Origin of the sequence: Methylobacterium sp. GXS13, assembly GCF_001455965.1 — a bacterium.
In the GTDB taxonomy this organism is placed as follows: Bacteria; Pseudomonadota; Alphaproteobacteria; order Rhizobiales; family Beijerinckiaceae; genus Methylobacterium.
Map to the genome: position 1 here is coordinate 1 of NZ_LKKO01000023.1, position 25,631 is coordinate 25,631.

Annotated in this window: 26 protein-coding genes; 9 read left to right on the forward strand and 17 right to left on the reverse strand. The window is 69.8% G+C overall.

All coding sequences use genetic code 11. The features are described 5' to 3' along the window. The 7 genes from AO398_RS07580 to AO398_RS07610 all read right to left on the reverse strand — a co-directional run. A partial coding sequence (locus AO398_RS07580; protein WP_058191455.1) for a sensor histidine kinase KdpD occupies nt 1–1,931 on the reverse strand: 1,931 nt, incomplete at its 3' end. Nucleotides 1,932–2,097: 166 nt separating this feature from the next. Continuing rightward, nucleotides 2,098–3,357 carry a hemolysin family protein gene (locus tag AO398_RS07585; protein ID WP_280139119.1) on the reverse strand — a complete coding sequence of 420 codons (1,260 nt, stop codon included), beginning with the start codon at nt 3,355–3,357 and terminating at the stop codon, nt 2,098–2,100. A gap of 274 nt (nt 3,358–3,631) precedes the next feature. Beyond that, nucleotides 3,632–4,237 carry a K(+)-transporting ATPase subunit C gene (locus AO398_RS07590; RefSeq protein WP_058191457.1) on the reverse strand — a complete coding sequence of 202 codons (606 nt, stop codon included), beginning with the start codon at nt 4,235–4,237 and terminating at the stop codon, nt 3,632–3,634. A gap of 22 nt (nt 4,238–4,259) precedes the next feature. Further along, nucleotides 4,260–6,350, reverse strand: coding sequence for a potassium-transporting ATPase subunit KdpB (gene kdpB / locus AO398_RS07595; protein WP_058191458.1), 2,091 nt, complete (start codon nt 6,348–6,350; stop codon nt 4,260–4,262). A 50-nt stretch (nt 6,351–6,400) separates the two neighbouring features. Then, entirely contained in the window at nt 6,401–6,598 is a 198-nt protein-coding gene (locus tag AO398_RS07600; protein WP_058191459.1) for a hypothetical protein, read from the reverse strand. 1 nt (nt 6,599) lies between these two features. Then, nucleotides 6,600–8,315 carry a potassium-transporting ATPase subunit KdpA gene (gene kdpA, locus AO398_RS07605; RefSeq protein ID WP_058191460.1) on the reverse strand — a complete coding sequence of 572 codons (1,716 nt, stop codon included), beginning with the start codon at nt 8,313–8,315 and terminating at the stop codon, nt 6,600–6,602. Nucleotides 8,316–8,337: 22 nt separating this feature from the next. Continuing rightward, nucleotides 8,338–8,427 (reverse strand): K(+)-transporting ATPase subunit F, encoded by a 90-nt coding sequence (locus AO398_RS07610; RefSeq protein WP_007559906.1) that lies wholly within the window; start codon nt 8,425–8,427, stop codon nt 8,338–8,340. 472 nt (nt 8,428–8,899) lie between these two features. Between AO398_RS07610 and AO398_RS28170 the strand changes: the two genes are divergently transcribed. Then, nucleotides 8,900–9,535 carry a hypothetical protein gene (locus tag AO398_RS28170; RefSeq protein ID WP_152997450.1) on the forward strand — a complete coding sequence of 212 codons (636 nt, stop codon included), beginning with the start codon at nt 8,900–8,902 and terminating at the stop codon, nt 9,533–9,535. Here AO398_RS28170 and AO398_RS07615 read toward each other — a convergent pair. After that, a complete protein-coding gene (locus AO398_RS07615) occupies nt 9,463–10,311 on the reverse strand; it encodes a transglutaminase family protein (RefSeq protein ID WP_058191461.1) in 849 nt (282 codons plus the stop codon). The genes AO398_RS28170 and AO398_RS07615 overlap by 73 nt on opposite strands. Before the next feature lie 324 nt (nt 10,312–10,635). Here AO398_RS07615 and serA point away from each other — a divergent pair, with 324 nt between their 5' ends. Then, nucleotides 10,636–11,886: a phosphoglycerate dehydrogenase gene (gene serA, locus AO398_RS07620; protein ID WP_058191462.1), complete on the forward strand. Its 1,251-nt coding sequence runs from the start codon at nt 10,636–10,638 to the stop codon at nt 11,884–11,886. Between the two features lie 136 nt (nt 11,887–12,022). Then, complete coding sequence (locus AO398_RS07625) at nt 12,023–12,499, forward strand: hypothetical protein (RefSeq protein WP_152997451.1); 477 nt, start codon at nt 12,023–12,025, stop codon at nt 12,497–12,499. Between the two features lie 51 nt (nt 12,500–12,550). Here AO398_RS07625 and AO398_RS07630 read toward each other — a convergent pair whose 3' ends face one another. Further along, a complete protein-coding gene (locus AO398_RS07630) occupies nt 12,551–12,820 on the reverse strand; it encodes a hypothetical protein (protein ID WP_058191464.1) in 270 nt (89 codons plus the stop codon). Nucleotides 12,821–13,029: 209 nt separating this feature from the next. Between AO398_RS07630 and AO398_RS07635 the strand changes: the two genes are divergently transcribed. Next, a complete protein-coding gene (locus AO398_RS07635) occupies nt 13,030–13,245 on the forward strand; it encodes a hypothetical protein (RefSeq protein ID WP_058191465.1) in 216 nt (71 codons plus the stop codon). Between the two features lie 328 nt (nt 13,246–13,573). Here AO398_RS07635 and AO398_RS07640 read toward each other — a convergent pair whose 3' ends face one another. The 3 genes from AO398_RS07640 to AO398_RS07650 all read right to left on the reverse strand — a co-directional run bounded on the left by AO398_RS07640 (nt 13,574) and on the right by AO398_RS07650 (nt 15,527). Further along, complete coding sequence (locus tag AO398_RS07640; RefSeq protein WP_058191466.1) at nt 13,574–13,906, reverse strand: hypothetical protein; 333 nt, start codon at nt 13,904–13,906, stop codon at nt 13,574–13,576. 415 nt (nt 13,907–14,321) lie between these two features. Continuing rightward, entirely contained in the window at nt 14,322–14,900 is a 579-nt protein-coding gene (locus tag AO398_RS07645; RefSeq protein ID WP_058191467.1) for an NADPH-dependent FMN reductase, read from the reverse strand. A 21-nt stretch (nt 14,901–14,921) separates the two neighbouring features. After that, nucleotides 14,922–15,527, reverse strand: a complete 606-nt coding sequence (locus AO398_RS07650) for a hypothetical protein (RefSeq protein WP_058191468.1) — start codon at nt 15,525–15,527, stop codon at nt 14,922–14,924. A gap of 933 nt (nt 15,528–16,460) precedes the next feature. Between AO398_RS07650 and rpsA the strand changes: the two genes are divergently transcribed. From rpsA to AO398_RS07675, 5 genes are all read left to right on the forward strand, one after another. Next, on the forward strand, nt 16,461–18,173 hold the full coding sequence (gene rpsA / locus AO398_RS07655; protein ID WP_058191469.1) for a 30S ribosomal protein S1: 1,713 nt from the start codon (nt 16,461–16,463) through the stop codon (nt 18,171–18,173). Between the two features lie 367 nt (nt 18,174–18,540). Next, a complete protein-coding gene (locus AO398_RS07660; RefSeq protein ID WP_058191470.1) occupies nt 18,541–19,671 on the forward strand; it encodes an NAD(P)/FAD-dependent oxidoreductase in 1,131 nt (376 codons plus the stop codon). 316 nt (nt 19,672–19,987) lie between these two features. Next, nucleotides 19,988–20,950, forward strand: a complete 963-nt coding sequence (gene sppA, locus AO398_RS07665; protein WP_058191471.1) for a signal peptide peptidase SppA — start codon at nt 19,988–19,990, stop codon at nt 20,948–20,950. Nucleotides 20,951–21,012: 62 nt separating this feature from the next. Beyond that, the gene (locus tag AO398_RS07670) at nt 21,013–21,324 is read left to right on the forward strand and encodes an integration host factor subunit beta (RefSeq protein ID WP_007559930.1); all 312 of its coding nucleotides are present in this window, start codon (nt 21,013–21,015) and stop codon (nt 21,322–21,324) included. Between the two features lie 19 nt (nt 21,325–21,343). Then, complete coding sequence (locus tag AO398_RS07675) at nt 21,344–21,715, forward strand: LapA family protein (protein WP_058191472.1); 372 nt, start codon at nt 21,344–21,346, stop codon at nt 21,713–21,715. A gap of 10 nt (nt 21,716–21,725) precedes the next feature. Here AO398_RS07675 and AO398_RS07680 read toward each other — a convergent pair whose 3' ends face one another. The 5 genes from AO398_RS07680 to AO398_RS07700 all read right to left on the reverse strand — a co-directional run bounded on the left by AO398_RS07680 (nt 21,726) and on the right by AO398_RS07700 (nt 25,629). After that, nucleotides 21,726–22,385, reverse strand: a complete 660-nt coding sequence (locus AO398_RS07680) for a phosphoribosylanthranilate isomerase (protein WP_058191473.1) — start codon at nt 22,383–22,385, stop codon at nt 21,726–21,728. 18 nt (nt 22,386–22,403) lie between these two features. Continuing rightward, nucleotides 22,404–23,510 (reverse strand): DUF2125 domain-containing protein, encoded by a 1,107-nt coding sequence (locus tag AO398_RS07685; protein WP_058191474.1) that lies wholly within the window; start codon nt 23,508–23,510, stop codon nt 22,404–22,406. Nucleotides 23,511–23,651: 141 nt separating this feature from the next. Continuing rightward, nucleotides 23,652–24,098 carry a hypothetical protein gene (locus tag AO398_RS07690; protein WP_058191475.1) on the reverse strand — a complete coding sequence of 149 codons (447 nt, stop codon included), beginning with the start codon at nt 24,096–24,098 and terminating at the stop codon, nt 23,652–23,654. Between the two features lie 148 nt (nt 24,099–24,246). Further along, entirely contained in the window at nt 24,247–25,026 is a 780-nt protein-coding gene (locus tag AO398_RS07695) for a lysophospholipid acyltransferase family protein (protein ID WP_058191476.1), read from the reverse strand. A gap of 84 nt (nt 25,027–25,110) precedes the next feature. Beyond that, nucleotides 25,111–25,629 (reverse strand): hypothetical protein, encoded by a 519-nt coding sequence (locus AO398_RS07700; RefSeq protein WP_058191477.1) that lies wholly within the window; start codon nt 25,627–25,629, stop codon nt 25,111–25,113. Nucleotides 25,630–25,631: the final 2 nt, after the last annotated feature.

Here is a 25,631-nt window from a genome sequence, read left to right on the forward strand (position 1 = left end):
GCCAGCGCGTCGAGCAGGCGGCGCCCCTCCGGGCGCCGGATCGGCCCGGCGCCATCCGCGTCGAGGCCGATCACCCCGATCGTGCCGCGCCCGGTCCGCATCGGCAGGAACAGCCGCTTGGCGCCCGGCAGGGTGTCGGCGCCGCGACCCGCCGGCCTGTCGTTGTCGAAGGCCCATTGGGCCGCCGCGAGATCGGCCGCATCCAGCCGATCCTCCGGCGGGTAGCCGGCCCGCACGGTGACGGTTTGGCCGTCGGGCAAGAGCAGGACCACCCGGACCCGCAGCATGGCGGCCACCTGCGCGCAGGTCGCCCAGAGCACGTCATCCAGGGTGCCGCAGCCCGCGAGCTTGCGCGAGAATCCGAACAGACGCTCGGTGGACGTGGCCCGTCCCTGACTGACCAGGGCGATCCGGCGGGCGCGGGCGGCGAGGTTCGAGACCAGCACGGCGACCAGGGTGAACAGCAGGAAGGCCGCGACGTTGGTCGGGTCGGCGATGGTGAAGGTGTAGACCGGCGGCAGGAAGAAGAAATTGTAGGCGAGGGAGGCCGAGACGACGGCTGCCAGGGACGGCCCGAGCCCCCAGCGCACCGCCACCGCGACCACGCCGGTCAGCAGCATCAGATCGGCATTCTCGACGCCGGTATAGGGCTGGAGCAGCAGCGCCACGACGAGCGACGCCGCGGTCGCGAGCAGGGCCGTCAGGTAGGGGCCGGGGGCGACGGTCGCGGCCGGGGAGGCGGTGGCCACCGGCCGGCGCGACGGGGCCTCGGCCGGCACGGCCTCGCCGGGCACAACGTGGACGCTGATATTGCCGCTGCGGCGCACGAGGTCGTGGACCACCGAGCCGTTCACCAGCTCGAACAGCCAGGAGCGCGCCGCCTTGCCGACCACGATGTGGTTGACGTTGGCCGAGCGGGCATAGGCCAGGATGTCGTCGGCGACGCGCCGGCCGCCCGGCAGGGTGACGGCGTCACCCCCGAGCCGGTCGGCCAGCCGCAGGGTCTCGGCGATCCGGTCGCGCTCCGCCTCGCTGCCGGCACCGGCGCGGGGCACCTCGATGAACAGCGCCGTCCAGGGGGCGTGCAGCCGGTCGGCGACGCGCTTGGCGTAGCGCACCAGGCCGGCGGAGCGCGGATCGTCGCTGACGCAGACCAGCACCCGTTCGCCCGCGCTCCAGGGCCCCGCGATGGCGTTGGCCTGCATGTGGCTGAGCAGCTCGTCGTCCACCCGGTCGGCGGTGCGGCGCAGGGCGAGTTCGCGCAGGGCCGTGAGGTTGCCCCGGGAAAAGTAGTGCTTGAGGGCGCGCTCGGCATGGGTCGGGACGTAGACCTTGCCGTCCTTGAGCCGCTGGATCAGGTCGTCCGGGTTGAGGTCGACCACCTCGATATCGTCCGCCCGATCCAGAATGCCGTCCGGCACGGTCTCGCGCACGCGGATGCGGGTGATCTGCGCCACCACGTCGTTGAGGCTCTCGACATGCTGGATGTTGAGGGTGGTGTAGACGTCGATACCGGCATCGAGCAGCTCCTCGACATCCTGGTAGCGCTTCGGGTGGCGGGAGCCCGGCGCGTTGGTGTGGGCGAGCTCGTCGACCAGCGCCAGGGCGGGCTTGCGGGCCAGGAGGGCGTCGAGATCCATCTCGTCGAGATCGGTGCCGTGATAGGGCACGGCGCGGCGCGGGAGGACCGCGAAGCCGTCGAGCAGGGCCTCGGTCTCGGCCCGGCCGTGCGTCTCGACGACGCCCACCACCACGTCGAGGCCGGCCTCCCGCTTCGCGCGGCCGATGGTCAGCATCTCGTAGGTCTTTCCGACCCCGGGGGCGGCGCCCAGAAACACCTTCAACCGGCCGCGGGTCCGCGCCTCCCGGCGCGCCGCTTCGAGCAGGGCCTCGGGGGTGGGGCGGGTCGGATCGCGGCCGGTCTCGGGCATGGGTTTTCCGGGGGTCGGAACGCGACGGGTTCGGCGGGGCGATACGGCTCTGCGACCTGACTTCGCTGAAGTCAGCGATCGACTCACAGCGCGCAAGCGAAGGGAGACGTCACCGTCTCTCAATCTCCGGCGGCGACCGGGCCGCCGGGATCGTCGACCCCGACGTTCAGGCCAACTTGACGGCCAGGACCTTGTCGACCCGGCGTCCGTCCATGTCGACGACCTCGAAACGCCAGCCGCCGGCCTCGAAGGCGTCGCCGGCCGCGGGGATCCGGCCGAGCTGGAAGATCACGTAGCCGGCCAGCGTGTTGAAGTCGTCGGAATCGGGTGTCTCGGACAGGTCGAGCCGCTCGAACGCCTCCCGGGCCGGCATCATGCCGTCGATCAGCAGCGAGCCGTCGGCCCGCTCGACCACGTCGGGCTCCTCGCCCACTTCCGGAATGTCGCCCGCGATGGCCTCCAGCAGGTCGGTCTGCGTGACGATGCCCTCCAGGCTGCCGTACTCGTCGACGACCACGGCCATCCGCATCGGCTGGCTCTGGAAGGTCTCCAGCACCGCCAGGATGGTCATGCTCTCGTGCACCACGATGGGCGGCTGCGTGGCTGCGGCGATGTCGATCTCCTGGCCGTCGAGCACCTGATCGAGCAGGTCCTGCTTGCGCACCACGCCAACGAGCTCGTCCACGTGGCCGCGGCTGACCACCACCTGCGCGTGGTCGCAAGCGCGCACGGCCTTGAGGATCTCGTCGCGCGGATCGTCGGCGTCGACCCATTCGACCTCGTGGCGCGGGGTCATGATGTCCCGGACCTTGCGCTCGCCGATGGCGAAGATGCGCTCCACCGCCTCCTGCTGGACCTCGCGGATCAGGCCGGCCTCCTGGCTGGCCTGGATCAGCAGGTTGAGCTCCGCCGTGGAGTGCAGCGAGCCTTCGCCGTGCCCCGCCTTGAGGTCGAACAGCCGGAGCACGCCGTTGCCGAGGCCGTTCAGGATCAGGATCGCGGGCCGGAACAACAGCAGGAACAGGCCGAGCGGCCGGACCACCGCAAGGGCGGTGCGCTCGCTCCGCTGCAGGGCGAGGCTCTTGGGGGCGAGCTCGCCGAGCACGATGTGCAGGGCAGTGATGATCGAGAAGGCCAGTGCGATCCCGACCGTGTGGGACGCGACGGCGCCGAGGCCCAGCGGCAGCCATTCGAGGGCCGGCTCGATCAGATGCGCGAGCGCGGGCTCGCCGATCCAGCCCAGCGCCAGGGACGACAGGGTGATGCCGAACTGGGTCGCGGCCAGGTAGGCGTCGAGCCGGTCCGTCGCCCGCTGGAGGGCGGTGGCATTGGCCCGTCGCTCCGAGACCAGCTCGGCGACGCGGCTGCGACGCACCGACACGAGCGCGAACTCGGCGGCCACGAAGAACCCGTTGGCGAACACCAGGGCCAGGACCGCGATCAGCCCCAGTGCCGTCGACCACGCAGCGTCGGAAATAGACGTGAACCTTCTCGAATGCCCGACCCGTCTTAACAGCCAAGGCGGATGCGTGCCAAACCGGCGCGACCGACAAAATCCTGTCCGGCCGCGCCGATCCCCCGCCAAGGGCTCCAAGGTCCGATCTGAGCATTACGTCATCACGCGCCGCGAGGCAGCTTCCGTCGTTCCAGGTCGTCACACCGTCAGCGGGATCGCCTTGCGTCCCGCGCCGAACGATCCGCTAGCGACCGCCCAGCCCATCGAGAGCGAGGTTGAGCGCCAGAACGTTCACCCGGGTCTCGCCCAGCAGCCCGAACAGGCGGCCCTCGCTCTGCGCGGCGACGAGCTGGCGCAGGCGGTCCTCCGGCAGGTTGCGGGCCTTGGCGACCCGTGGCACCTGGAACAGGGCGGCGTCGGGCGAGATGTCCGGGTCGAGGCCCGAGCCGCTGGTGGTGACGAGGTCCACCGGGACCGGCTGGCCGGGATTCTCCGCCGCCAGCGCGTCGCGGTCACCCTTCACCCGCTCGGCAAGCGCGGCGCTGGTCGGGCCGAGGTTGGAGCCCGCGGAATTGGACGCGTTGTAGGGGGCCGGCACGGTCTTCGACGGGTCGGCCGGGTCCGCGGCGCTCGTGGCGGAGGGCCGACCGTGGAAGTAGGTGGCTCCGGCGAAGTTCTGGCCGATCAGGGTCGAGCCGACGACATGGCCGTCGCGCTCGATCAGGCTGCCGGCGGCACGCGCGGGAAAGATCAGGCCGGCGAGGCCGGTGACGGCGAGCGGGTAGGCGAGGCCGGTGATCGCCGTCAGGACGGTGAGCAGGACCAGGGCGGGGCGAAGCTGGCTGAGCATGGCGAGTTTCCAGAGGACTGGTTCAGGCGAGGTGCAGGGCGGTGACGGCGAGGTCGATGGCCTTGATGGCCGCGAACGGCACCAGGACGCCGCCGAGCCCGTAGATCAGCAGGTTCCGGCGCAACAGCGCGGCGGCGCCCACCGCGCGGTAGGTCACGCCCCTGAGCGCCAGCGGGATCAGCGCCACGATGATCAGGGCGTTGAAGATGATCGCCGACAGGATCGCGCTCTGCGGCGAGGCGAGACCCATGACGTTGAGCGCCTGGAGCTGCGGATAGAGCCCGAGGAACATCGCCGGGATGATCGCGAAGTACTTCGCCACGTCGTTGGCGATGGAGAAGGTGGTCAGCGCGCCGCGGGTCATCAGCAGCTGCTTGCCGATGCCGACGATCTCGATGAGCTTGGTCGGGTCGCTGTCCAGATCGACCATGTTGCCGGCCTCCCGGGCCGCGACCGTTCCGGTGTTCATGGCGACGCCGACATCGGCCTGGGCCAGCGCCGGGGCGTCGTTGGTGCCGTCGCCGCACATGGCGACCAGCTTGCCCTGGGCCTGCTCGGCGCGGATCAGCGCCAGCTTGTCCTCCGGGGTGGCCTGGGCGAGGAAATCGTCGACGCCGGCCTCCGCCGCGATGGCGGCGGCGGTCATGGGGTTGTCGCCGGTGATCATCACCGTGCGGATGCCCATCCGGCGCAGCTCCGCGAAGCGCTCGCGGATGCCGCCCTTCACGATGTCCTTGAGATAGACGACGCCCAGCAGCCGGCCGTCGCGGGCCACCGCGAGCGGCGTACCGCCGGCCTTGGCGATCGTCTCGGCGATGGCGCGGATCTCGGCGACGGAGTCGGGCTCCGCCTCCGGCTGATAGGCCAGGGCGGCGTTCGAGCCTCGGCTCGCCATCGGCTGCGCCGAGACCGAGGCGATCACCGCCTCGACCGCGCCCTTGCGGATCGAGACGCCGTCGAGATCGACCCCGCTCATGCGTGACTGGGCGGTGAACGGCACGAAGCTGGCGTTGAGGCCGGCCATGTCCCGGGCCCGGATGCCGTAGGCCTCCTTGGCGAGCACCACGATCGAGCGGCCCTCAGGGGTCTCGTCGGCGAGCGAGGCGAGCTGGGCCGCGTCGGCGAGATCGGCGGCGGTCACGCCGGCGACCGGCCGGAACTCCGTGGCCTGGCGGTTGCCCAGCGTGATCGTGCCGGTCTTGTCCAGGAGCAGCGTGTCGACGTCGCCCGCCGCCTCGACCGCCCGGCCCGACAGGGCGAGCACGTTGAAGCGCACTAGCCGGTCCATGCCGGCGATGCCGATGGCCGAGAGCAGGGCGCCGATCGTCGTCGGGATCAGGGTGACGAACAGCGCCACCAGCACGATCAGCGGGATCGCGCCGCCGGCATAGGCGGCGAAGCTCGGGATCGAGGCCACCGCGAACACGAAGACCAGGGTCAGCCCGGCGAGCAGGATGTTGAGCGCGATCTCGTTCGGGGTCTTCTGCCGGGAGGCGCCCTCGACCAGGGCGATCATCCGGTCGACGAAGGTCGAGCCGGCGGCCGCGGTGATCCGCACCCGGATCTGGTCGGAGAGCACCTGTGTGCCGCCGGTCACCGCCGAGCGGTCGCCGCCCGATTCGCGGATCACGGGGGCGGATTCGCCGGTGATCGCCGCCTCGTTGACCGAGGCGACGCCCTGGATGACCTCGCCGTCCGACGGGATCAGGTCGCCGGCCTCGACCAGCACCACGTCGCCGACCTTGAGGCCGGTGCCCGGGACGGTCTCGTAGCGGTCCCCCAGGCCGGTGAGGCGCTTGGCCATCGTCTCGGTGCGGGTGCGGCGCAGGCTGTCGGCCTGGGCCTTGCCGCGGCCCTCGGCCAGGGGCTCGGCGAAGTTGGCGAAGACCAGGGTGAACCACAGCCACAGGATGATCTGGCCGGAGAACAGCAGGTCGCCGGCGCCGGTGGCGACATCGCGGACGAACAGAACGGTGGTGAGCGCGGCCACGACCTCGACCACGAACATGACCGGGTTGCGGATCATCGCGCGCGGATCGAGCTTTTTCACGGAGCCGACGAGCGCCGGCCCGACCAGAGCGGGGCTGAACAGGGAAGTGGTCTTGCGGGACATGGATCGGGTGTCCGGAGAGGGGCGGGGAGGCGCGGGCGCGCCTCGGGATGTCAGGGGGCAAAGGTGCCGGCGGTGAGCGCGCAGGCCGCCATCAGCGCCAGGGCCGCGAGCAGCAGGACGCCGAGGAGCGCCAGCACGAGGTCGGAGGTCCGCGGCGGCCGCGCGCTGGCTCGGTGCCGAGGCGGTGGCACCCGGTGCAGCATCAGGTGATGGCGCGGCATGCGCCGGGTCGGGAGCGTGCGCGGCATCTCAGCCTCCTGTCGCGAAGGTCTGGCCGGCGGCACCGGCGAGGTGCTCGACCACCGGTCCCAGCGCCAGGGACGGGAAGAAGGTCAGCCCGCCGACGATCAGGATCACGCCGACCAGGAGCCCGATGAACAGCCCGCCATGGGTCGGGAAGGTCCCGGCCGAGGCCGGCAGGGTCTTCTTGGCGGCCAGCGAACCCGCGATGGCGAGCACCGGGATCTTCACGAAGAACCGGCCGACCAGCATCGCGAGGCCCAGCGTGCTGTTGTAGAACAGGGTGTTGGCCGTGAGCCCGCCGAAGGCCGAGCCGTTGTTGGCCGCCGCCGAGGTGTAGGCGTAGAGGATCTCGGTGAAGCCGTGCGGCCCGGCATTGGCCGGCCCGGCCAGCCCCGCCGGCAGCACGGTGGCCAGCGCCGTGCCGCCGAGCATCATCAGCGGCAGGCACAGGATGCCGAGCATGGCCATCTTCACCTCCCGCGCCTCGATCTTCTTGCCGAGATATTCGGGGGTGCGCCCGACCATCAGGCCGGCCACGAAGATCGCCACGATCACGAAGACCAGCATGCCGTAGAGGCCGGCGCCGGCGGCACCGATGACGACCTCGCCGAGCTGCATGTTGATGAGCGGGATCATGCCGCCGAGCGCCGTGAAGCTGTCGTGCATGGCGTTGACCGCGCCGCAGGAGGCTGCCGTCGTGATCACGGCGAACAGGGCCGAGGCGCTGATCCCGAAGCGGACCTCCTTGCCCTCGAAGTTGCCGCCGGTGAATCCGAGGCCGTTGAGCACGGAGCCGCCTTGCGCCTCGGCCCAGTAGGTGACGACGACGCCCGCCAGGAACAGGATCCCCATGGCGCCGAGGATCGCCCAGCCCTGGCGCTCGTCCCCGACCATGCGGCCGAACACGTTGGTGAGCGCGGCGCCGATCGCGAAGATCGAGACCATCTGGACGAAGTTCGACAGGGCGGTCGGATTCTCGAACGGGTGGGCGGCGTTGGCGTTGAAGAAGCCTCCGCCGTTGGTGCCGAGCATCTTGATCGCCACCTGGCTCGCCACCGGGCCGATCGCGATGGTCTGCTTGGCCCCCTCGAGGGTGGTCGCGTCGATCGAGGCGCCGAGCGTCTGCGGCACGCCCTGCCAAACCAGGAACAGCGCGTAGGGGATGCAGAGCGGCACCAGCACGTAGAGGGTGGCCCGGGTGACATCGACCCAGAACGACCCGATCGTGCCGGAGGAGGCCCGGGCGAAGCCGCGGATCAGCGCCACGGCCACGGCGATGCCGGTGGCGGCCGACAGGAAGTTCTGGTGCGTCAGCCCCACCATCTGGGCGAGATACGAGAGCGTGGTCTCGCCGCCGTAGGATTGCCAGTTCGTGTTGGTGACGAAGCTCGTGGCCGTGTTGAAGGCGAGGTCCGGCGCCACGGCGGCCGGCTCGGCCGGGTTCAGCGGCAGGAGCGCCTGGAGCCGCAGGATCGCGTAGAGCAGGGCGAAGCCGAGCAGGTGGAACAGGATCACCCCGCCGGCATAGGCGAGCCAATGCTGCTCCTGGCGGGGGTCGATGCCGGCGGCGCGGTAGAAGCCGCGCTCCACCGGCGCCAGGATCGGCGAGAGCCAGGTGCGCTCGCCGTTGAACACGCGCGTCATATAGAGCCCGAGGGGCTTCACCAGCGCCAAGACGACCGCGCAATATAGCGCGATCTGCATCCAGCCGTTGAGGGTCATGGGAGGAGTCCGTTCGGGCCGCTCAGAACCGCTCGGGGCGGACGAGGGCGTAGGTGAGGTAGCCGAGCAGCCCGAGGGTGGTGAGGGCGCCGAGGGTGAGGTCGAGGCTCATGGCGGCCCCCTCAGAAGCGGTCGCAGAGCAGGGCGTAGCCCTCGCTCAGGGCGAAGAAAGCCAGCCCCGCGGCGATGAAGATGAGGTCGAGCATGATGAATCCGCGTCGGTTCTGCGGGCGGCGCGGCGAGGCCGCGACCGATCCCGGCCGACCCGGAGTGTGGCCGGGAACCGCGTTAGGGTTCGAGACGGAGCGGGCGGCGAACTTATAAGGATCGCATGAGGATCGGTGGGAGCCGTGCTTTCATGGACATCGCAGGCCGCAAGGAGGCCGCTTTCCTTAAGGTGGGCGGGTTCATCCATCTCCGGGTGCGCCGCGGATCCCCTCTCTGGTTCGGGCTACGACGTCCACACATCGCACGGCAAAAGGCGGGACACGCTCTCCTCCCCTTGTGGCTACGGGCTACCCAGGGTTTGCTACGCTTTCCGCGTCGGAACGTTGTCAGTTTTTCCGTCAGGCGGGGAGGGGCGGATGGACGGGTTCGGCGGTGGGAACGTGCTGACGCAGGTGCGGGGCGCGTGGCTGTTTGAGCAGATTGTCGAGACCGGCAACGTGGTTCTGAGTTGCGCAGGCGGCGACCATGCCGGGGCGGCGGCAGTACACTGCTACCTCACCTCGCCGCAGAGCGACGGACCAACGATCGTGGAAGCATTGCGCACCCGGGCGGTGGAGGCGTGCCGGGGCCGGTGTGTGGTGGCGGTGCAGAATACCAGCACGCTGAGCTTTGCCAGGGCGCCCGGCCGATATGGTCTGGGTCCGGGCGGGGACGGCGTGCGGCCGGGCTTCTTCGTGCATCCGGTCGTGGCGGTGGACGCCGCCGATGAAGCAGTCCTGGGCCGGCTCGACGCGCAGACCTGGAGCCGAACGCCGGGCAAGGTGTCGGCGCGTCACGACCGGCCGATGGAGGAGAAGGAGCGCCTACGCTGGATCACGGTGGCACAGGCGGCGGCCGAGAAAGGAGGCGTCACCGGCAGGGCTGCATATCCCTTGCGCTACTCTCGCCCGCAAAAGCGGGACCGCTCCAATCCCCCCAATCAGGCAGCCCGGGCCAAAACGGCCTGCTCTTCATCAACCTCATCGGTGTGGACGTCGAACCGTACCAAGTAGGCGGTCCCGAAACTGGTGGTCAGGGCGCAGTCGGTGGCGTCGCGGCCCCGGGCCATGACGATCCGGGCAATCCGCGGCCGGTTGTGCCGGGCGTCGAACGTGTACCAACGTCCGCCTTCGGGGCCTTCCAGATAGACCTCGAACCACGCCGAGAAATCCATCGGCGCCGGGTCCTTCGGCACGCCGATATCGCCGAGATAGCCGGTGGCGTAGCGGGCCGGGATGTTCATGCAGCGGCACAGGGTGATCGCGAGATGGGCGAAGTCCCGGCAGACGCCGACCTGCTGGGTGTAGCCCTCGAAGGCCGTGCGGGTGGCGTCGGCCTGCTGGTAGTCGAACCGCAGGCGATTGTGGGCGAAGTCGACGATCGCCTGCACCCGCGCCCAGCCCTCCGGGGCTCCGCCGAACAGCGACCAGGCGATGCCCGAGAGCTTGTCGGTGTCGCAGTAGCGCGAGCCAAGCAGATACGGCAGCACGTCGTCCGGCAGGTCCTGGACCGGAATCTGTCGCGCCTCGGGCGCCTGCGCGTCCGGCAGCCCGCTATCGGCGATGGTGAAATCGGCCGCCATGGTGATCCGGCCGCCGGGGGCGACGATCCGGGTGCAGACATTGCCGAAGGCGTCGACGGACTGATGCGCTGCAACCGGCGGATCGAAGGTTATCACCTCCGGGGTGACGAGGTCGCTCCGGCGCTCGGGGCGCACGTTGAGCAGCAGGTTCATCGGCGTCGGGCCGAAGGTGTCGAAGGCGATGGTGAAGCCGGTGCGGACGTGCATCGTGAGGAACCGTGGACGAAGCCAGCACCGAGCGGCGCTGTCGGGTGGGCGCATGTAGTAATGGGGCCTAAAATACTCAGGCGGCGCAGTGGTTCCGCCCTGTATGCCAGTTGTCGGCTGTTGGCCTGCTCGAATTTGCGGCAGCTGGTGCCTCCCGGCCCACGGCGCTGCTGGCCCTGCGCGATCGTCGCGCAGCCCTGCCGTGCCCGGCGCCATGTTGCGTCGCACAGGGCAGGCTCGTATCGCTGCCGCCGATCAGAGACCCGCGGGCCGGGCCGCGCGCTGGCGTGCGGGCTCCGGTCCGCCGCCGGACGAACGACGCCCATGACCCTCGACAAGCTCTCCCTGCCCAAGGACAAGATCCGGGTCCTGCTGCTCGAAGGCATCAACGACAGCGCCGTCGCGCTGATGCAGGCCGCCGGCTACACCAACCTGACCCGGCTGCCGAAGGCGCTGGACCGGGAGGCCCTGCACGAGGCGCTCCAGGGCGTGCACATGCTCGGCATCCGCTCGCGCACGCAGCTCGACGCGGCGGCCTTCGCGGCGGCGGACCGGCTGCTGGCGGTAGGCTGCTTCTCGGTGGGCACCAATCAGGTCGAGCTGGAGGCGGCGCGCCATCGCGGCATCCCGGTGTTCAACGCGCCGTTCTCCAACACCCGCTCGGTGGCGGAGCTGACCATTGGCGAGATCGTGATGCTGCTGCGCCGGATCGTGCCGCGCTCGGTGGGCGCCCATGCCGGCCGGTGGGACAAGTCGGCGGCGGGCTCCCTGGAGGTCCGCGGCAAGACGCTCGGCATCGTCGGCTACGGCAATATCGGCACGCAGCTCTCGACGCTCGCCGAGGCGATGGGCATGCGGGTGCTGTTCTACGACCACACCGACAAGCTCCGCCACGGCAACACCGAGCCGACCAAGACCCTGCACGACCTGCTCGGCCAGTGCGACGTGATCTCGCTGCACGTCCCTGAGACCGACGCCACCGCCAACATGATCGGCGCAGCCGAGATCCGGGCGATGAAGCCGGGCGCGTTCCTGATCAACAACGCCCGCGGTACGGTGGTGGATCTCGACGCGCTGGCCGCGGCCCTGCGCGACGGCCACCTCAAGGGCGCGGCCATCGACGTGTTCCCGGTGGAGCCCGGCTCCAATGCGGAAGCCTTCGTGAGCCCGCTTCAGGGCCTCGAGAACGTGATCCTCACGCCGCATATCGGCGGCTCGACCGAAGAGGCCCAGGAGCGCATCGGCGCCGAGGTCGCCCGTAAGCTCGTGGACTATTCCGATATCGGCTCGACGGTGGGCGCCGTGAACTTCCCGCAGGTCCAGCTGCCGGCCCGGCCGACCGGCACCCGCTTCATCCATGTCCAGCGCAATCTGCCGGGCATGCTCGGGCGGCTGAACGACGTGTTCTCCCGCGGCCACGTCAACATCGCGGCGCAGTTCTACCAGACCGATGGCGAGGTCGGTTACGTGGTGCTGGAGACCGACGCCACCGATGCCGATGCCGAGGCTTTGCTCACCGAGATCCGCGCCATCCCGGGCACGATCCGGGCACGTCTGCTCTACGAGCGCCGGTGAACCGCCTCGATTTCGCGTCGGCCGCATCGAACGCGACGTCTGTTGCCGCGTTCGCCTTGCGCGGCGGCGCCAGGCGCTGTTCAAGTCGTGCCCGACCGCTTTGCTGATGGATCGGCCGGTCGGCGGAGGATGTGCGGTGACGAAGCGTATTGGATGCGGATTGGCCGGCCTCGTGCTCGGTCTTGCCGGGACGATCGCGGTCGTCTCCGATGCGTCCGCGGATTGCCTGCGCCGGATCTACAACCGCTCGACCTACGTGCTGGTCGCGCGCCAGGACGGCGGTCCGCCCGCGACCCTGCTGCCGGGCCAGTCCCTGCCGGTGCGGCTGTCGCGGCCTGGCCAGATCGCCATCTCGGCCTATTGCGGGCTTCCGGGCTCCGGTGCCGGCCCCGTCACCCAGGCCAGCTTCGATTATGAGGCCGTGCTCGACCGCTGCTTCATCCGGTTCGGAAGCGACGAGTTCTTCGCCTCGCAGCTCGGCCGCGGCTTCTTCGGCACGCAGGAGACCGCACCGTTCACGGTCAACAACCCGAAACAGGGCGATATCGTCCTCGGCCCGTCGGCCCTGCCCGTGTGCCGGGTGCCGAACGCGGTGCTCAGCCGGCGCGGCTGAGCAGGCGGGGTCGTCCTCCGAACGCGGGCGACCGCCGTTTGGGATGATACTCTAGAGAAAATGCCGGAAGACCACCCGCCGGTCCTCGGGGGCGCCCGGCGGGGGTGAGGCCGCCGGCGCCAGGAACGGGCTGGCGAGCCGCAGCGCGATCAGGCTGAGAGCCGCGAGCGCCGGGGCGACGTATCGGAACGGGCGAGCGAACATGAGCGCCTCCGTCGCGGCGTCGCCGATCCAGGCGATGACCTGGGTGCAGCCCTGCAGCGTGAACAGAGCATCGCATTGCAGCGCGGGATGCGGCGTGTTGAAGCGCACATGGGTCACGTTAAGCCGGCTTACCGATGCCCACGGCTCTCGACGCGCACGGGCCTGACGCTTCGATCCATCCGGGTTACGGACCTCCGATTGCGTCCGCGGCGTCGCTGGCGCCCGCCGGTGCACGCTCCTATGGTGGTCCTTCTGCGGAAGTCTCGCCGCGCACGCCGCGACGGTGCTTCCCTCGCCGAACCAACAGCGTGAACGAGGACGCGCGTATGCTGACCCAGACTGGCAACTCGATCCTGCGGGGGGAGCTCGGCGTCGAGGAGACCATCGAATCCGACAACATCGTCCGGTGGGACGGCGACCGGCTCTATGTCGAGCAGGACGTGTTCCACAACGGCCAACTCGTCCACCGCAAGTACCGGCGCACCGTGACCGAGCCCGTGGCCCAAGCGCTGTGGGCCATTATCAACCGGTCCAAGCAGTGAGGTTCTACGGTTAAGGTCTTGCGCCACGGGTTCGGGGCGCAGGCGTTTTCGGGGGGCGCGACGAGCCTTCATCCCCCGCAGGCCGCGTGACATAGAACATCGCCACGCGCGCTCCTCCCCCTCGTCGGGAGAAGCGGGGCGTGGGGGTGGTTCAGGAGGCACCATTGCGCCCCATCCCGGACCGCCCCCACCGCTCGCCCCTCTTCGCAGGGGGGGGGGCAAACGCGCGTGGTTGTCCGTGCTGAAGCCTGATACGCGACCTGTGAAGCGTTGAGCCCGCTGGGGCGACCGGACTGCGCCGCCCGCGTCGGAGCCGGCCCCGCCTCCCCTATGCCGCCGCCGCGTTCAGGGGCGCGGCAGCCGAGAGCGGCTCCGTCTGGATCGCGTCGAGGCGGCTATGGGCATTGCCGAAGGCGCTCCGGAGCGTCGTGCTCGCATCCTCCACCGCCACCAGCACCGCCAGCTTCTGGCTCGAGGCGCGATCCGCGATGCTGCGGGCGGCCGAGAGCAGGGATTGCTCCAGGCTCTGGAACTCCGCTGCGGCCTCCTTGCCGGTCTCCCGGGTGGCCGCCGCCAGACGCTCGAGCGCCGCCTCGAGGGCATGACGCAGGACAAGCGTGCGCACGCGCTCCTGAAGGAGCGCCCTCTCGTCGAGTTTCATCAGATTGGGTCCGCGACTGGGAACGCAGGGAAGATCTCATACTTCCCCGGACCCCGCAGCCACCTTTTTGCAACAGCGCAATACTGTTTCTCGATCCGCAGGGTGTTGCCCGAGGGCTCGGATCGTTGCTGATCTTTGGTGTGACTTGGATTTTTACCAATAACATTCAAGATTTAACGGGCTGTTTGCCCTGTTTGTGGATCGTTTGACTGGAATCGCGCCGGCATCGAGGCGTGTCGGCCGCAGCGGATTCAAATGGAAGGTGGATATTCGCCGCTTCCTCACAACCACGCGAACGCGGCGTGGACCGGATGACTGTGGCTTTCGGCGCGCGATCCCCAGGCGTTTTGGGCGCGTGGATCGCTTCGCCGTGCGCCAGGACGGTCGCGCGCGGGACGGACCCGTCGGACAGCCGTCAGTACGGTGTCCCGGCCTGCCGCCGCGCGCGCAGGGCCTCGGCGTACCAAGCCAACTCGTCCAGGAACTTGGCGGTCGCCGTGTCGATCCAGGCGTCCGTCGGCGTACCGGCCTCGTCCAGCACCTTCTGGAGGCGCGGGATCGGCAGGAGCGAGGGGATGCTGGGCATGCCGAGTTCGGCGAGCATCGCCCGGAGCGGCATCGCCGCGCGGACGCCGCCGAACTGTCCGGCCGAGTAGCAGCAGATCGCCGAGGGCCGCCAGTAATACTCCTCCAGGAAGTGGTCGAGTGTGTTCGACAAAGCCGGCGGAACGCCGTGATTGTACTCGGCCGAGACCACCAAGAAGGCATCGGCACCGCGGTAGAGCTGGGCGAGGCGCTCCAGCGGCTCCGGGGCGGTGCCGGCCGGGTATTCCTTGTACATGCGGTCGAGGAGCGGGACGCCGAGCTCGGCCGGATCGACCAGCGGGGCGACGTGGCCGCGCGCCTCGAGCCGGGCGATCAGGAACCGCGCCGCCCGGAGGCCGATGCGGTCCGAGCGGACGCTGCCGAGGATGACCGGAACGGTGAGAGGCATGGCGATCTCCGATCAGTGCGATCAGGTTTTCGACGTGGCCGTCAGCGCTGTGGCGGCCAGGCCGACCGGTCCGGTGGTCGCGTAGGCGGCGATCGCCTTCGTGACCTGCTGAAGCAACGATTGCAGGCCGTCCTCGATCCCGCTGAATGGGTTCGTCGCGCCGGCCGCGGTGCCGGAGGTCGAAGCGGCCGCCGTGCCGTCGCCGGTGGTCGGGGTCGCGCCCGTGGCGTTCGCGGTATCGGTTCCCACCGGACGAACGTGCGAACCGCGATGGTGGTGGACCGGCGCGGCATTCTGCGCGTCCTGGCCGTCCTCCGCGCCGGGATCGGCGCTGGATTGCTCGGTGATGCTCGACGCGCTGCTGGGTGGGGCAAAGCCGCCCTGGGCGCTGATCTGGCTGTAATCGGACTGCACCTGCAGCAGCGAGGCCATCAGGTCGCTCGACAGGGCCGGGCCGGAGGCGGTGCTGCCGGAGGCTTTCGCCGTGCCGGTCGATGCGCTCGCCCCCTGGCTCGCTGCTGCGAACGCGTTCGCGTCGGTCTGAGGCGCGGAGGCCGACCGCGTCTGCCGCAGGGCGCTGATCAGGTCCCGCTGGAGGCTGCTGCTCGTGACCGAACCGACCGACATGATACGTCCTCGCGAAGTCCTTCTGCGGGAGCAAGCACGGCGCGGTCCAGAATTTTACCAATGATTTCAAGGTCCGAAATCGGGATCGGGCCGGCAGGATCGGCCGCGCGGCAGATTTTGCCGGTGTTGGAGGCGTATCTTGGCTTCTGCGGCCGACCAATGGCGCTCGCCCTCCCCGCCTGAGGCAAGCGGTCCAATCCCCGCTAGCGAACGAGGCCGAGCGGGCCAAGGCGTTCGCACCTCGGTTTGTGCAGGCCGTGACGCGCTTCCTCTCCCGTGCGGGCTAACGGGGTCAAACATCACTTGCGTCCAACGACAAGCATTTAAAATACAATGCTTTCTCCTACCCCTTGCGCAGACGGGTCAGGGTTTTTTTTGGGGGGAGCGGTGCCGGATGAGGCGCTACGGTGCCTTCCGAGCCCCCCCCACCCCCACCTCCTCCCTGAAGGAGAAGGAGCGCGCGTCGCGCTTTCCTTGAGCCGTTGTGTGAACGTCGTAGTCCGCACGGGCGAGAGGACCCGCGCCACATCCAGCGACGGGTATTTTCGCCCGCGTCGCGACGGCGCGGTTAGGGGGCCTTCTGAGCGCCCGGTCGAACACCGTATCGGCAGCCGGCCAAGCCAGCCCATCCTGATAGGACAGCCCCATCAAACAGCGTCCGACGCCGGGAAACCCGCTCGGTTGAAGTCGTACAGCCGATGCTGTATGCAGCGCGCGTCCTCCCGGATTCCGCTCGCGCGCGCTCATTTTGGCGCCGCCGCGTCGCCGGCTGGATCGCCCTCGTCATCCGTATCGACGCGTCGGCAAGCCGGATCCCGCGGGACCGGCCGCCTCTCCCTCAAGGTTTCGGGAGCGGCCGCGGCGAACCGGGGGTGTGTGCAACGCGAGCCGCCGACGCAAAGGGCCTCCGCTGGAGGCCGTTCAGGAGAGAGAATGTCCGCAGGTACCGCTCTGGGGCGTGGCCCGAGCCGCGATGATTTCGCCGCCCTCCTCGAGGAAAGCTTCCTCGAACACGAGATCACCGAAGGGTCCGTCGTCAAGGGTCGCGTCGTCGCGATCGAGAAGGACGTGGCCGTCATCGACATCGGCGCCAAGACGGAAGGCCGTGTCGCACTGAAAGAATTCACCGGCCCGGGCCGCGAAGGCGAGCTGAAGGTCGGCGACGAGGTCGAAGTTTACGTCGACCGGATCGAGAACGCGCTCGGCGAAGCCGTGATCTCGCGCGACAAGGCGCGCCGCGAGGAGAGCTGGGTCAAGCTCGAGAAGTCGTTCGAGAACAACGACCGCGTCACCGGCACGATCTTCAACCAGGTCAAGGGCGGCTACACCGTCGATCTCGACGGCGCCGTGGCGTTCCTGCCGCGCTCGCAGGTCGATATCCGCCCGGTCCGCGACGTCACCCCGCTGCTCGGCACCCCGCAGCCGTTCCAGATCCTCAAGATGGATCGCCGCCGCGGCAACATCGTCGTGTCGCGCCGGACCGTGCTCGAGGAGAGCCGCGCCGAGCAGCGCTCTGAGCTGGTGGCCAACCTCGAAGAGGGTCAGGTCATCGACGGCGTCGTCAAGAACATCACCGAGTACGGCGCCTTCGTCGATCTCGGCGGTATCGACGGCCTGCTGCACGTCACCGACATGGCGTGGCGCCGCGTGAACCATCCGTCCGAGGTCGTCACCATCGGCCAGACGGTCAAGGTCAAGATCATCAAGATCAACCACGAGACGCACCGCATCTCGCTCGGCATCAAGCAGCTGCTCGCCGATCCGTGGGAGGGCATCGCCGCCCGCTACCCGGAGGGCGCCAAGCTCAAGGGCCGCGTGACCAACATCACCGATTACGGCGCCTTCGTGGAGCTGGAGCCGGGCATCGAGGGCCTGATCCACGTCTCCGAGATGAGCTGGACCAAGAAGAACGTCCATCCGGGCAAGATCGTCTCCACCTCCCAGGAGGTCGAGGTGCAGATCCTGGAAGTCGATCCGGTCAAGCGCCGCATCTCGCTGGGCCTCAAGCAGACCCTACAGAACCCCTGGGAGGCCTTCTCCGAGAAGCACCCGGTCGGTTCCGAGGTCGAGGGCGAGGTCAAGAACAAGACCGAGTTCGGCCTGTTCATCGGCCTCGAGGGCGATGTCGACGGCATGGTCCACCTGTCGGATCTCGACTGGAACCGTCCCGGCGAGCAGGTCATCGAGGAGTTCAAGAAGGGCGACATGGTCCGCGCCCAGGTTCTCGACGTCGACGTCGAGAAGGAGCGGATCTCGCTGGGCGTGAAGCAGCTCGGCGGTGACCCCTTCGCCGAGGCCGGCGAGATCAAGAAGGGTCAGATCGTTACCTGCGAAGTCGTCGAAGTGAAGGATTCGGGTGTCGAGGTGAAGATCGTCGACACCGATATGACCACCTTCGTCCGCCGCGCCGAACTCGCCCGCGACCGCGGCGACCAGCGCCCCGAGCGTTTCGCCGCCGGCGAGAAGTTCGATGCCCGGGTCGTGCAGTTCGACCGCAAGGCCCACCGCGTCCAGGTCTCGATCAAGGCCCTGGAAGTGGCCGAGGAGAAGGAGGCGATGGCCCAGTTCGGCTCCGCCGATTCCGGCGCCTCGCTGGGTGACATCCTCGGCGCGGCCTTCAACAAGAAGCGCACCGACGAAGATTAAGACGTTCCGCACCTCGCCGCCCGGCTCGACCGGGCGGCGGCTTCGAATCGATCAGAAAACCCGCGCGGGACACCTGTCCCGCGCGGGTTTTCTTTTGTGCCTTGTCGAAGCGGGGCGCACCACGGGGCGGATGCGGGCAGAGGGGTTGACCTTGCGCGGACCGGAGCCGGTTGTCCGACCCGGGACCGCGCGGTACGCTGACGATTGTCGCGAAAAACCGCGGCCCGGTTTCGGGCCGTCGCACACAGGCCGATCGCGGAAGTCACGCTGCTCGGCCAGCGTCTCCGGAACAGCAGCCCGACCCTGTCGGGCGCCGCAGCCAGCAACGCCCGGGGCGCTGTGAACCTGCGGTCGCAGGAGCGCACCCATGCGACAGGCGATTGCCATCATCGGCGCGGGCCTCGGCGGTCTCGTGCTGGCCCGTATCCTCCATCTCCACGGCATCGCAGCCACGATCTACGAAGCCGAACCGTCCGCGGAGGCGCGGGCCCAGGGTGGTCTGCTCGACCTTCATGAGGGCACCGGTCAGGCCGCGCTGAAGGCCGCCGGGCTGTTCGAGGGCTTCCTCGCCCGCGTCCGCCCCGGAGAGGACGCGAAGCGCATCGTCGGTGCGGATGGCGCCATCCTGTTCGACAGCCCCGGCAATCCCCTGGGCCGCCGCCCGGAGATCGGTCGCGGCGACCTTCGAGCGATGCTGATCGCCTCGCTGCCGCCCGGAACGATCCGTTGGGGCCGCACGGTGGTGTCCGTCACCGCCCGCGCTGCCGGACGCCACGCGATCGCCTTCGCCGACGGCGCGACCGTCACGTGCGACCTGCTGGTGGGTGCGGACGGCGCCTGGTCCAAGGTCCGCCCGCGGCTCACGCGGGCGCATCCCGCCTATACCGGCATCGCGTTCGTCGAGACGCGCCTGCACGACGGGGCCGCGCGACATCGGGACAGCGCGGAGGCGATCGGCACCGGCACGCTGATGGCCCTCGCCCCGGGCCGAGGTATCCTCGCGCACCGATATGCCGATGGGACGCTGCACGTCTACGCAGCCCTGCGGAAGCCGGCAGACTGGCTCGCCGCTCTCGACGTCCGGGATGCGGGCGGGACCCTCGCCCGCATCGCGGAGCAATTCGCGGGCTGGGCGCCGCATCTCACTGCCCTCGTCGGGCACAGCGACACGGCCCCGATCCTGCGGCTCATCCACGCGCTGCCGGCCGACCATCGCTGGGAGCCCGTCCCCGGCGTCACGCTTCTCGGCGATGCCGCGCACCTCATGTCGCCGTTCTCGGGCGCGGGGGCGAACCTCGCCCTGACCGACGGGGCGGAACTCGCCCGGGCCCTGGTCGCGACGCCCGAGGATCGCGACGCCGCGCTCACCACCTACGAGCGAGACCTGTTTCCCCGCAGCACCGCGGTCGCCACCGCCGCCGCGGCGAATCTCGCGCGGTTCTTCGGCGTTGGCACGCCCCTCAGCGTCGTCGCCCTGTTCGCGCGCGGCGCTTCATGAGCGATCCCGACGCGGCGGCCGGCGACCGGCGCGGGATCGCTCAGGACCACCGCCGCCGGAGAGGTCCGTCCCTCCGAACCGGCCGGATCGTCCTGGCACGACGCGGCCGAACACGGTCCGGCTTGAGGGTTTGCCCGGGGGGGCCGCATTTTCTTCGCGCGGCCCATATCCAGGCTCGCGGAAAATGCTCTAGAACACCGGCCTCGGGCGGCTCCGGCCGCGCGAGGTAAAGGAAACCAAGGACTTGCCCGGCGCGGGGCCTCGCCCCCGCACCCCGTCACGGGGGCGATCCGGGGAGGCGAAGGGAAGCGACCGCATGGCAGCCGACGCCGAACTGCTGATCGACCGCCGGCGCCTGCGCCGCAGGCTGTCCCTGTGGCGGGTGCTCGGGATCGGCGGCCTGATCGTGGCGGTGGGCGCGCTGGGCTACCGGGTCCGGGCCGGCGCCGACGGCGCCTTCGCGGTCGGCCCGCAGATCGCCCGCATCTCCGTCTCGGGCTTCATCGCCGGCAGCGAATCGACCGCCAAGCTGATGAAGCGGGTCGGCGACTCCGACGCCGTGAAGGGCGTGGTCATCTCGATCAACTCGCCGGGCGGCACCACCACCGGTTCCGAAGAGATCTTCCGCAACCTGCGGGCGCTGGCCGCCAAGAAGCCGATCGTGGCCTTCGTGGACGGCACCGCGGCCTCGGGCGCCTACATCACCGCCATCGCGGCCGACCACATCGTCGCCCGCGAGACCAGCCTGGTTGGCTCGATCGGCGTGCTGTTCCAGTACCCCGACCTCTCGGGCCTCCTCGACAAGGTCGGCGTGAAGGTCGAGCCGGTGAAATCCTCGCCGCTCAAGGCCGAGCCCTCGGGCTTCACGCCCACCACCCCGGAGGCGCGCGCCGCCCTCGCGGCCGTGGTCGGAGACACCTATGCGTGGTTCAAGGGCCTGGTCGCCGAGCGTCGAGGCATGGATCCCGGCCAGCTCGCCGTCGTCTCCGATGGGCGGGTGTTCAGCGGCCGCCAGAGCGTGCCCCTGAAGCTGGTGGACGAGCTGGGCGGCGAGCGCCAGGCCGTGGCGTGGCTGGAGGCGAACCGGGGCGTCGCCAAGGACCTGCCGATCAAGGACTGGAAGCCCAGCAAGGAGGGCGATTTCTCGCTCTGGTCGGCCGCCGGCGTCGGCGCGGACCTGCTGGGCTTCGATGGGCTCGCCGGGCGGTTGCGGACCGTCGGCACCCAGGCCGAGACCGCGAATGGCGGCCTGCTCGTTCTCTGGCGCCCGGAGCCCTGAGCGCCCCGCCGGAGACGGCAGCTCCAGTCGCCCGCCCCGATCCCCCGAGAAGACCAGACGCCATGATCAAGTCGGAGCTCGTCCTCAAGATCGCCGAGCAGAACCCGCATCTCTACCAGCGCGACGTCGAAATCCTGGTCAACGCGATCCTCGACACCATCTCGGATGCGCTGGCCCGGGGCGACCGGGTGGAGCTGCGCGGTTTCGGCGCCTTCTCGGTGAAGCGCCGAGAAGCGCGGAAGGGACGCAACCCACGCACAGGCGCGGCCGTTGCCGTGTCCGAGAAGGCGATTCCCGTGTTCAAGACCGGGAAGGAGATGCGCCAGCGCCTCAATGCCGCGGGCATCGGCGAGAGCGCGTCGGCGGCCGAGTAGGAAGAGGTCTGTGAGTGCGATGATCCGTTTCCTGAAAAGCCTCGTGCTGCTGCCGATCGCCGCCCTGGTGATCCTGCTGGCGGTCGCCAACCGGGCACCGGTCCCGCTGTCCTTCGACCCGTTCAACGCGGATGCGCCGGTGTTCAGCGTGAACCTGCCGCTCTACGCGATCCTGTTCGGCGCGGTGGCGCTCGGCATCGTGGTCGGCGGCGTCTTCACCTGGCTGGGCCAGGGCAAGACCCGGGCGAATGTCCGCTACCATCGCCGGGAGGCGACCCGCTACGAGCGTGAGGCCAATCGTCTGCGCGCCTACGCCCCGGAGAGCGAGACGCAGGGCACCGCCTACACGGTGCCCAATACCGGCCGCACCGCCTTGCCGGCGCCGCGCTGAGCAGACGCAGTCAGCGTGCGGCCTGCACGGCCGCCACGAAGGCCGCGATCTTCTCCGGATCCTTGAGGCCGGGCGCCGATTCGACCCCCGACGACACGTCCACGGCGCCGAGCCCGGTGCGGATCAAGGCCCCACCGACGTTGCCGGCGTCCAATCCGCCCGACAGCATGGTCCCGGCGGGCAGGACGGCATCGGCCAGGATCGCCCAATCGAATCGATGGCCATTCCCCCCGGGGAGCCCGCCGCCGGCCGGCGGCTTGGCATCGAGCAGGATTCGGTCAGCCACCGCGTCGTAGGCCGGGATCGATTCGAGATCGGCCCGGGTCGCGACGCCGATCGCCTTCATCACCGGCCGTCCGGCGAGCGCACGGATCGCCGCCACCCGCTCCGGGCACTCGCGTCCGTGCAGCTGGATCAGGTCCGGATCCACAGCCTCGACCGCCGCGCGCACAAGGGCATCGTCCGGATCGACGAGAAGGACGACGCGTTCGGCTCGTCCGCGAGCCCGCGCTGCCAGCTTCGAAGCCTGTTCGAAGGTTACGTGGCGGGGACTTCGAAGAAAGTGAACGAGCCCGATCCAGTCGGCGCCAGCCGTCAGCGCCGCGTCGACGGTTTCCGGCGTGCTGAGCCCGCAGATCTTGACGCGGGCCGAAAGGGTCGGGGCTGACATGGGACCCTTGTAGCCGATCTAGTACAGGACCGGCAGGTAGAGGTTCGGGATCGGGAAGCCGCTGAACACGATCCGCCCGTTGACGAACTTCAGCGGCGGCAAGGGCTTGAGCGGCGCCGTGTCCGCCGGCGCGTCCGGCCCAGGCTGCCGGCCCAACCCCAGCAGGCCGCCGACCAGCTGGCCGATGAGCGCCCCCTTCTCCGATCCGAAGCGCTGACCCACGACGCTGCCGATCAGAGCATCCACCCCGGCCGCCCGCAGATCGAGCTGCCCGACCGGGCGATGAGCATCGTCCAGAGCGAGCGTGCCCTTGGCCTGGACGCGCTGTGCGCCCTTGGCCAGCGACAGCGCCGTGAGATCGAGCGTTCCGCCCGCCTGGCGCCAGCGCTCGAGCTCCCGCGGTACCGGCCCGGTCCGCAGGACGGTAGCCTGGGTGAGCGTCGCGTCGAGGGACAGGTCGGCGGGGGCAGGATTGCCGGTGAGCGCGTCGAGCTGCGGCACGGCGGCCTGAGCCAGCTGCAGGCTCACATCGATTGCGCCCTCCGATTCGTACCGGCCCGGGGTCGGCCGCGCATGCAGCTCCAGATGCTGGCCCGCGACCGCGATCGGACCCGGATCGGCGCCGGTCACGGTGACGTTCGGGCCGTCCACCACCAGCGAGGCGCGGGTGAAACCGTCCGACGCCCCGTGGACGCTGCCCTGGAGCTTGCCCCAGGACGCATCACCGGTCAGCGCGCCCTGCTCGACATGGAACGGGCCGGCGCTCTCGAACAATACCAGGCGCGGCTGGTAGATCTGCGCCACCGCGGTGGAGGGGCCGAGGCGGAAGCGGCCGTCGGACCGTTCGAGGGTGACGGCGCTGCAGCGCAGCTCGATCCGGAACGGATAGCCGGTGAGCGACCGGTCGGCACAGGCCCAGTTGCGGCCCGCAGCTGCCTCGCGAGCGATCCAGCCATCGATCTCGGTGCCGGCGCGGCCCCGGATCCAGAACCAGGCGATCGACCAAGCGACCACGAGCAAGGCGAGCAGGATATAGGGAAGGAACAGCCCGAGCCGGAACCGCCGCACCGTCTGCGCCAGCGAGGCCTGCCCATCACGGCCCGGCTGCGTCCGATCCTGATCCATGCACTCCGCTCCCCGTCATCAGCCCCGGCTTGGGCGTTACAGCCCTCGCCTTGAGGCCATGCACCGGGCGAAACTGGGGCGGTGCCGGAGTCGGTCGACGGTGGGGCGGACGGATCCGCCCCTCCAGACGCGATTTCCCGGTCAGGCCTGGGCCGGCTCGATCGTATCGAGCTGCAGGTCGTTGACGATCGCCACCCGTTCTGCCGCATCGTCGGCCAGGCGATGCACGTGCAGCTCGGTGGCGCCGCGGGTTCGCACGCGGTCGAGCCAGGTCCGCCGGAGATGGTCGCGCGGGCTCTCGTTCGAGGTCGCCACCGAAACCATCTCAGCGATGCCGGTGTCGTCACGGCGCACGGCGATCACCACGGCCTCCGCCATCTCCTCGAGATCGAAGGCGCCGGCCGGATGGACCCCGACCACGTAGCGCCGTCCCGAGCGCCCGCGCCAAGCCGAGAGCGGGAGGGCCGGCGTGCCGCGCAGGCCAGCGGTGGTCTTGAGGCGTTCTTCACGCACATCCTGTCTCCGCGTGCGATCGTCCTTCAGGTCGCGAAGCGCGGCCGACCAGGACAGGGCTCTTCTGTTCGCCATTTGTTCCAACCTACCGCGCGATATCCACAGGCGTCAAGCGCAATGTTCCTGAGGAAGGATGTGGTGATCGCGGGAGTTATCCACAAGCTGCGAACCGGCCCATCGTCATGCTGGCGCTGGCAAAAACGCTCCGACGCCCGGCAATGCATCAGCGGCGCTGAGCCGCCCCGGCCGGAGCCTCCTTGGCCGACGCCCCACCCGCCTCGGCGGCAACCGCCTTCGGGTTTTCGGCCAGCAGGGCGTTGGACGCCACCTCCAGACGTTCCTGGGCCAGCGCCTGGAATTCCTGGCGGCCCATGCCCGGGGGGATCGGCTCCAGGAAGTGGATCACGGCCGTACCCGGCCGGCGCATGAGGCTGTTGCGCGCCCAGAACTGTCCCGTATTCAGCGCCACCGGCAGGCACGGCACCTTCAAGGCGGTGTAGAGGTGTGACAGACCCTGCTTATAGGCGGGCGGCGCGCCCACTGCACGGCGGGTGCCTTCGGGGAAGATGATGAGCTGGCGGCCCTCCCGGATGGCGTCGGCCGCCGCCGCGTTCATCAGGCTCATCGCCCGGGCACCCTTGGACCGGTCGATCGCCACCATGCCGCTGCGGGATAGGTACCACCCGATCAGCGGGATGAGCAGCAACTCACGTTTCAGGATGTAGGCGAATTCCGGAAAAACCGTACAGAGCGCCAGGGTCTCCAGAGCCGATTGGTGCTTGGCCGCCACCAGCAGCGGCCCCTTCGGGATGTTCTCCAGGCCGCGGAACTCGACCTGCATGCCGGCGACCCTGCGCAGCAGCCACAGGGTCAGGCGTCCCCAGAGCCGGGCCAGCTGCAGCACCGCGCGGCGGGAGACCAGCGTGGGCAAGCCGCCGAGCGCCAGCAGCGTGGTCATGGCGTAGAAGCAGACGTTGAAAGCGAGGGAGCGCAGGGCGAGCATCGGAATCCGCTTCGTGGCGGTCTTCCTCTAGCGCGCAGAGGCGCCCGCGGCCAAGCGCGGACGGTCCGACACCGGACCAAACGTTCATGCGCCCCCGGTATGCCGTATGGGCCGCGCGAACCCGGCACTGCGTCCCGCGACCATCCAGTAGATCAGGCTGGCGCTGGCGCCGACCACGAACAGGATCAGCGTCAGGCGCGCCTCGGCGGCGAAAAGGCCCGGAGCGGTGCCCGTCGCCTCAGAACGGACGGCACCGCGCGCCAGCCAGGGCAGGGCGGCAGTCAGCAGGCCGCCCCCGGCGCCGTACCAGAGGAAGCCGCGGCGCGCGAAGATCTCCCCGGCGAACCCGACCAGGGCTGGCGGCACGAACAGCAGGACGAACAGGGCCTGCGCGAGGCCGGCGATCAGGAGGGCCAGCCCTTCCGGCGGGAGCCCGGCCGAGAGATCGGACAGGGCCATGTCCACGCCCGCGAGCGCCCCGCCGGTGAGCCAGGCATTGGCCGTCGGGTCGACGAGGAGCGCGAGCACGAGGATCGCGGCGCCGGCCGGGACGGCGAGCAGGAGGGCGAAGGCTCCGAGGAGCAGGCGGCCGAGGACGTGCATGG

What these genes read in the sequence shown, in the direction of transcription:
- AO398_RS07590 (WP_058191457.1), bottom strand. Translation starts at nt 4,237, where the DNA reads ATGCTCAGCCAGCTTCGCCCCGCCCTGGTCCTGCTCACCGTCCTGACG.
- kdpB (WP_058191458.1), bottom strand. Translation starts at nt 6,350, where the DNA reads ATGTCCCGCAAGACCACTTCCCTGTTCAGCCCCGCTCTGGTCGGGCCG.
- AO398_RS07600 (WP_058191459.1), bottom strand. Translation starts at nt 6,598, where the DNA reads ATGCCGCGCACGCTCCCGACCCGGCGCATGCCGCGCCATCACCTGATG.
- kdpA (WP_058191460.1), bottom strand. Translation starts at nt 8,315, where the DNA reads ATGACCCTCAACGGCTGGATGCAGATCGCGCTATATTGCGCGGTCGTC.
- AO398_RS07610 (WP_007559906.1), bottom strand. Translation starts at nt 8,427, where the DNA reads ATGAGCCTCGACCTCACCCTCGGCGCCCTCACCACCCTCGGGCTGCTC.
- AO398_RS28170 (WP_152997450.1), top strand. Translation starts at nt 8,900, where the DNA reads ATGGACGGGTTCGGCGGTGGGAACGTGCTGACGCAGGTGCGGGGCGCG.
- AO398_RS07615 (WP_058191461.1), bottom strand. Translation starts at nt 10,311, where the DNA reads ATGCACGTCCGCACCGGCTTCACCATCGCCTTCGACACCTTCGGCCCG.
- serA (WP_058191462.1), top strand. Translation starts at nt 10,636, where the DNA reads ATGACCCTCGACAAGCTCTCCCTGCCCAAGGACAAGATCCGGGTCCTG.
- AO398_RS07635 (WP_058191465.1), top strand. Translation starts at nt 13,030, where the DNA reads ATGCTGACCCAGACTGGCAACTCGATCCTGCGGGGGGAGCTCGGCGTC.
- AO398_RS07640 (WP_058191466.1), bottom strand. Translation starts at nt 13,906, where the DNA reads ATGAAACTCGACGAGAGGGCGCTCCTTCAGGAGCGCGTGCGCACGCTT.
- AO398_RS07645 (WP_058191467.1), bottom strand. Translation starts at nt 14,900, where the DNA reads ATGCCTCTCACCGTTCCGGTCATCCTCGGCAGCGTCCGCTCGGACCGC.
- AO398_RS07650 (WP_058191468.1), bottom strand. Translation starts at nt 15,527, where the DNA reads ATGTCGGTCGGTTCGGTCACGAGCAGCAGCCTCCAGCGGGACCTGATC.
- rpsA (WP_058191469.1), top strand. Translation starts at nt 16,461, where the DNA reads ATGTCCGCAGGTACCGCTCTGGGGCGTGGCCCGAGCCGCGATGATTTC.
- AO398_RS07660 (WP_058191470.1), top strand. Translation starts at nt 18,541, where the DNA reads ATGCGACAGGCGATTGCCATCATCGGCGCGGGCCTCGGCGGTCTCGTG.
- sppA (WP_058191471.1), top strand. Translation starts at nt 19,988, where the DNA reads ATGGCAGCCGACGCCGAACTGCTGATCGACCGCCGGCGCCTGCGCCGC.
- AO398_RS07670 (WP_007559930.1), top strand. Translation starts at nt 21,013, where the DNA reads ATGATCAAGTCGGAGCTCGTCCTCAAGATCGCCGAGCAGAACCCGCAT.
- AO398_RS07675 (WP_058191472.1), top strand. Translation starts at nt 21,344, where the DNA reads ATGATCCGTTTCCTGAAAAGCCTCGTGCTGCTGCCGATCGCCGCCCTG.
- AO398_RS07680 (WP_058191473.1), bottom strand. Translation starts at nt 22,385, where the DNA reads ATGTCAGCCCCGACCCTTTCGGCCCGCGTCAAGATCTGCGGGCTCAGC.
- AO398_RS07685 (WP_058191474.1), bottom strand. Translation starts at nt 23,510, where the DNA reads ATGGATCAGGATCGGACGCAGCCGGGCCGTGATGGGCAGGCCTCGCTG.
- AO398_RS07690 (WP_058191475.1), bottom strand. Translation starts at nt 24,098, where the DNA reads ATGGCGAACAGAAGAGCCCTGTCCTGGTCGGCCGCGCTTCGCGACCTG.
- AO398_RS07695 (WP_058191476.1), bottom strand. Translation starts at nt 25,026, where the DNA reads ATGCTCGCCCTGCGCTCCCTCGCTTTCAACGTCTGCTTCTACGCCATG.
- AO398_RS07700 (WP_058191477.1), bottom strand. Translation starts at nt 25,629, where the DNA reads ATGCACGTCCTCGGCCGCCTGCTCCTCGGAGCCTTCGCCCTCCTGCTC.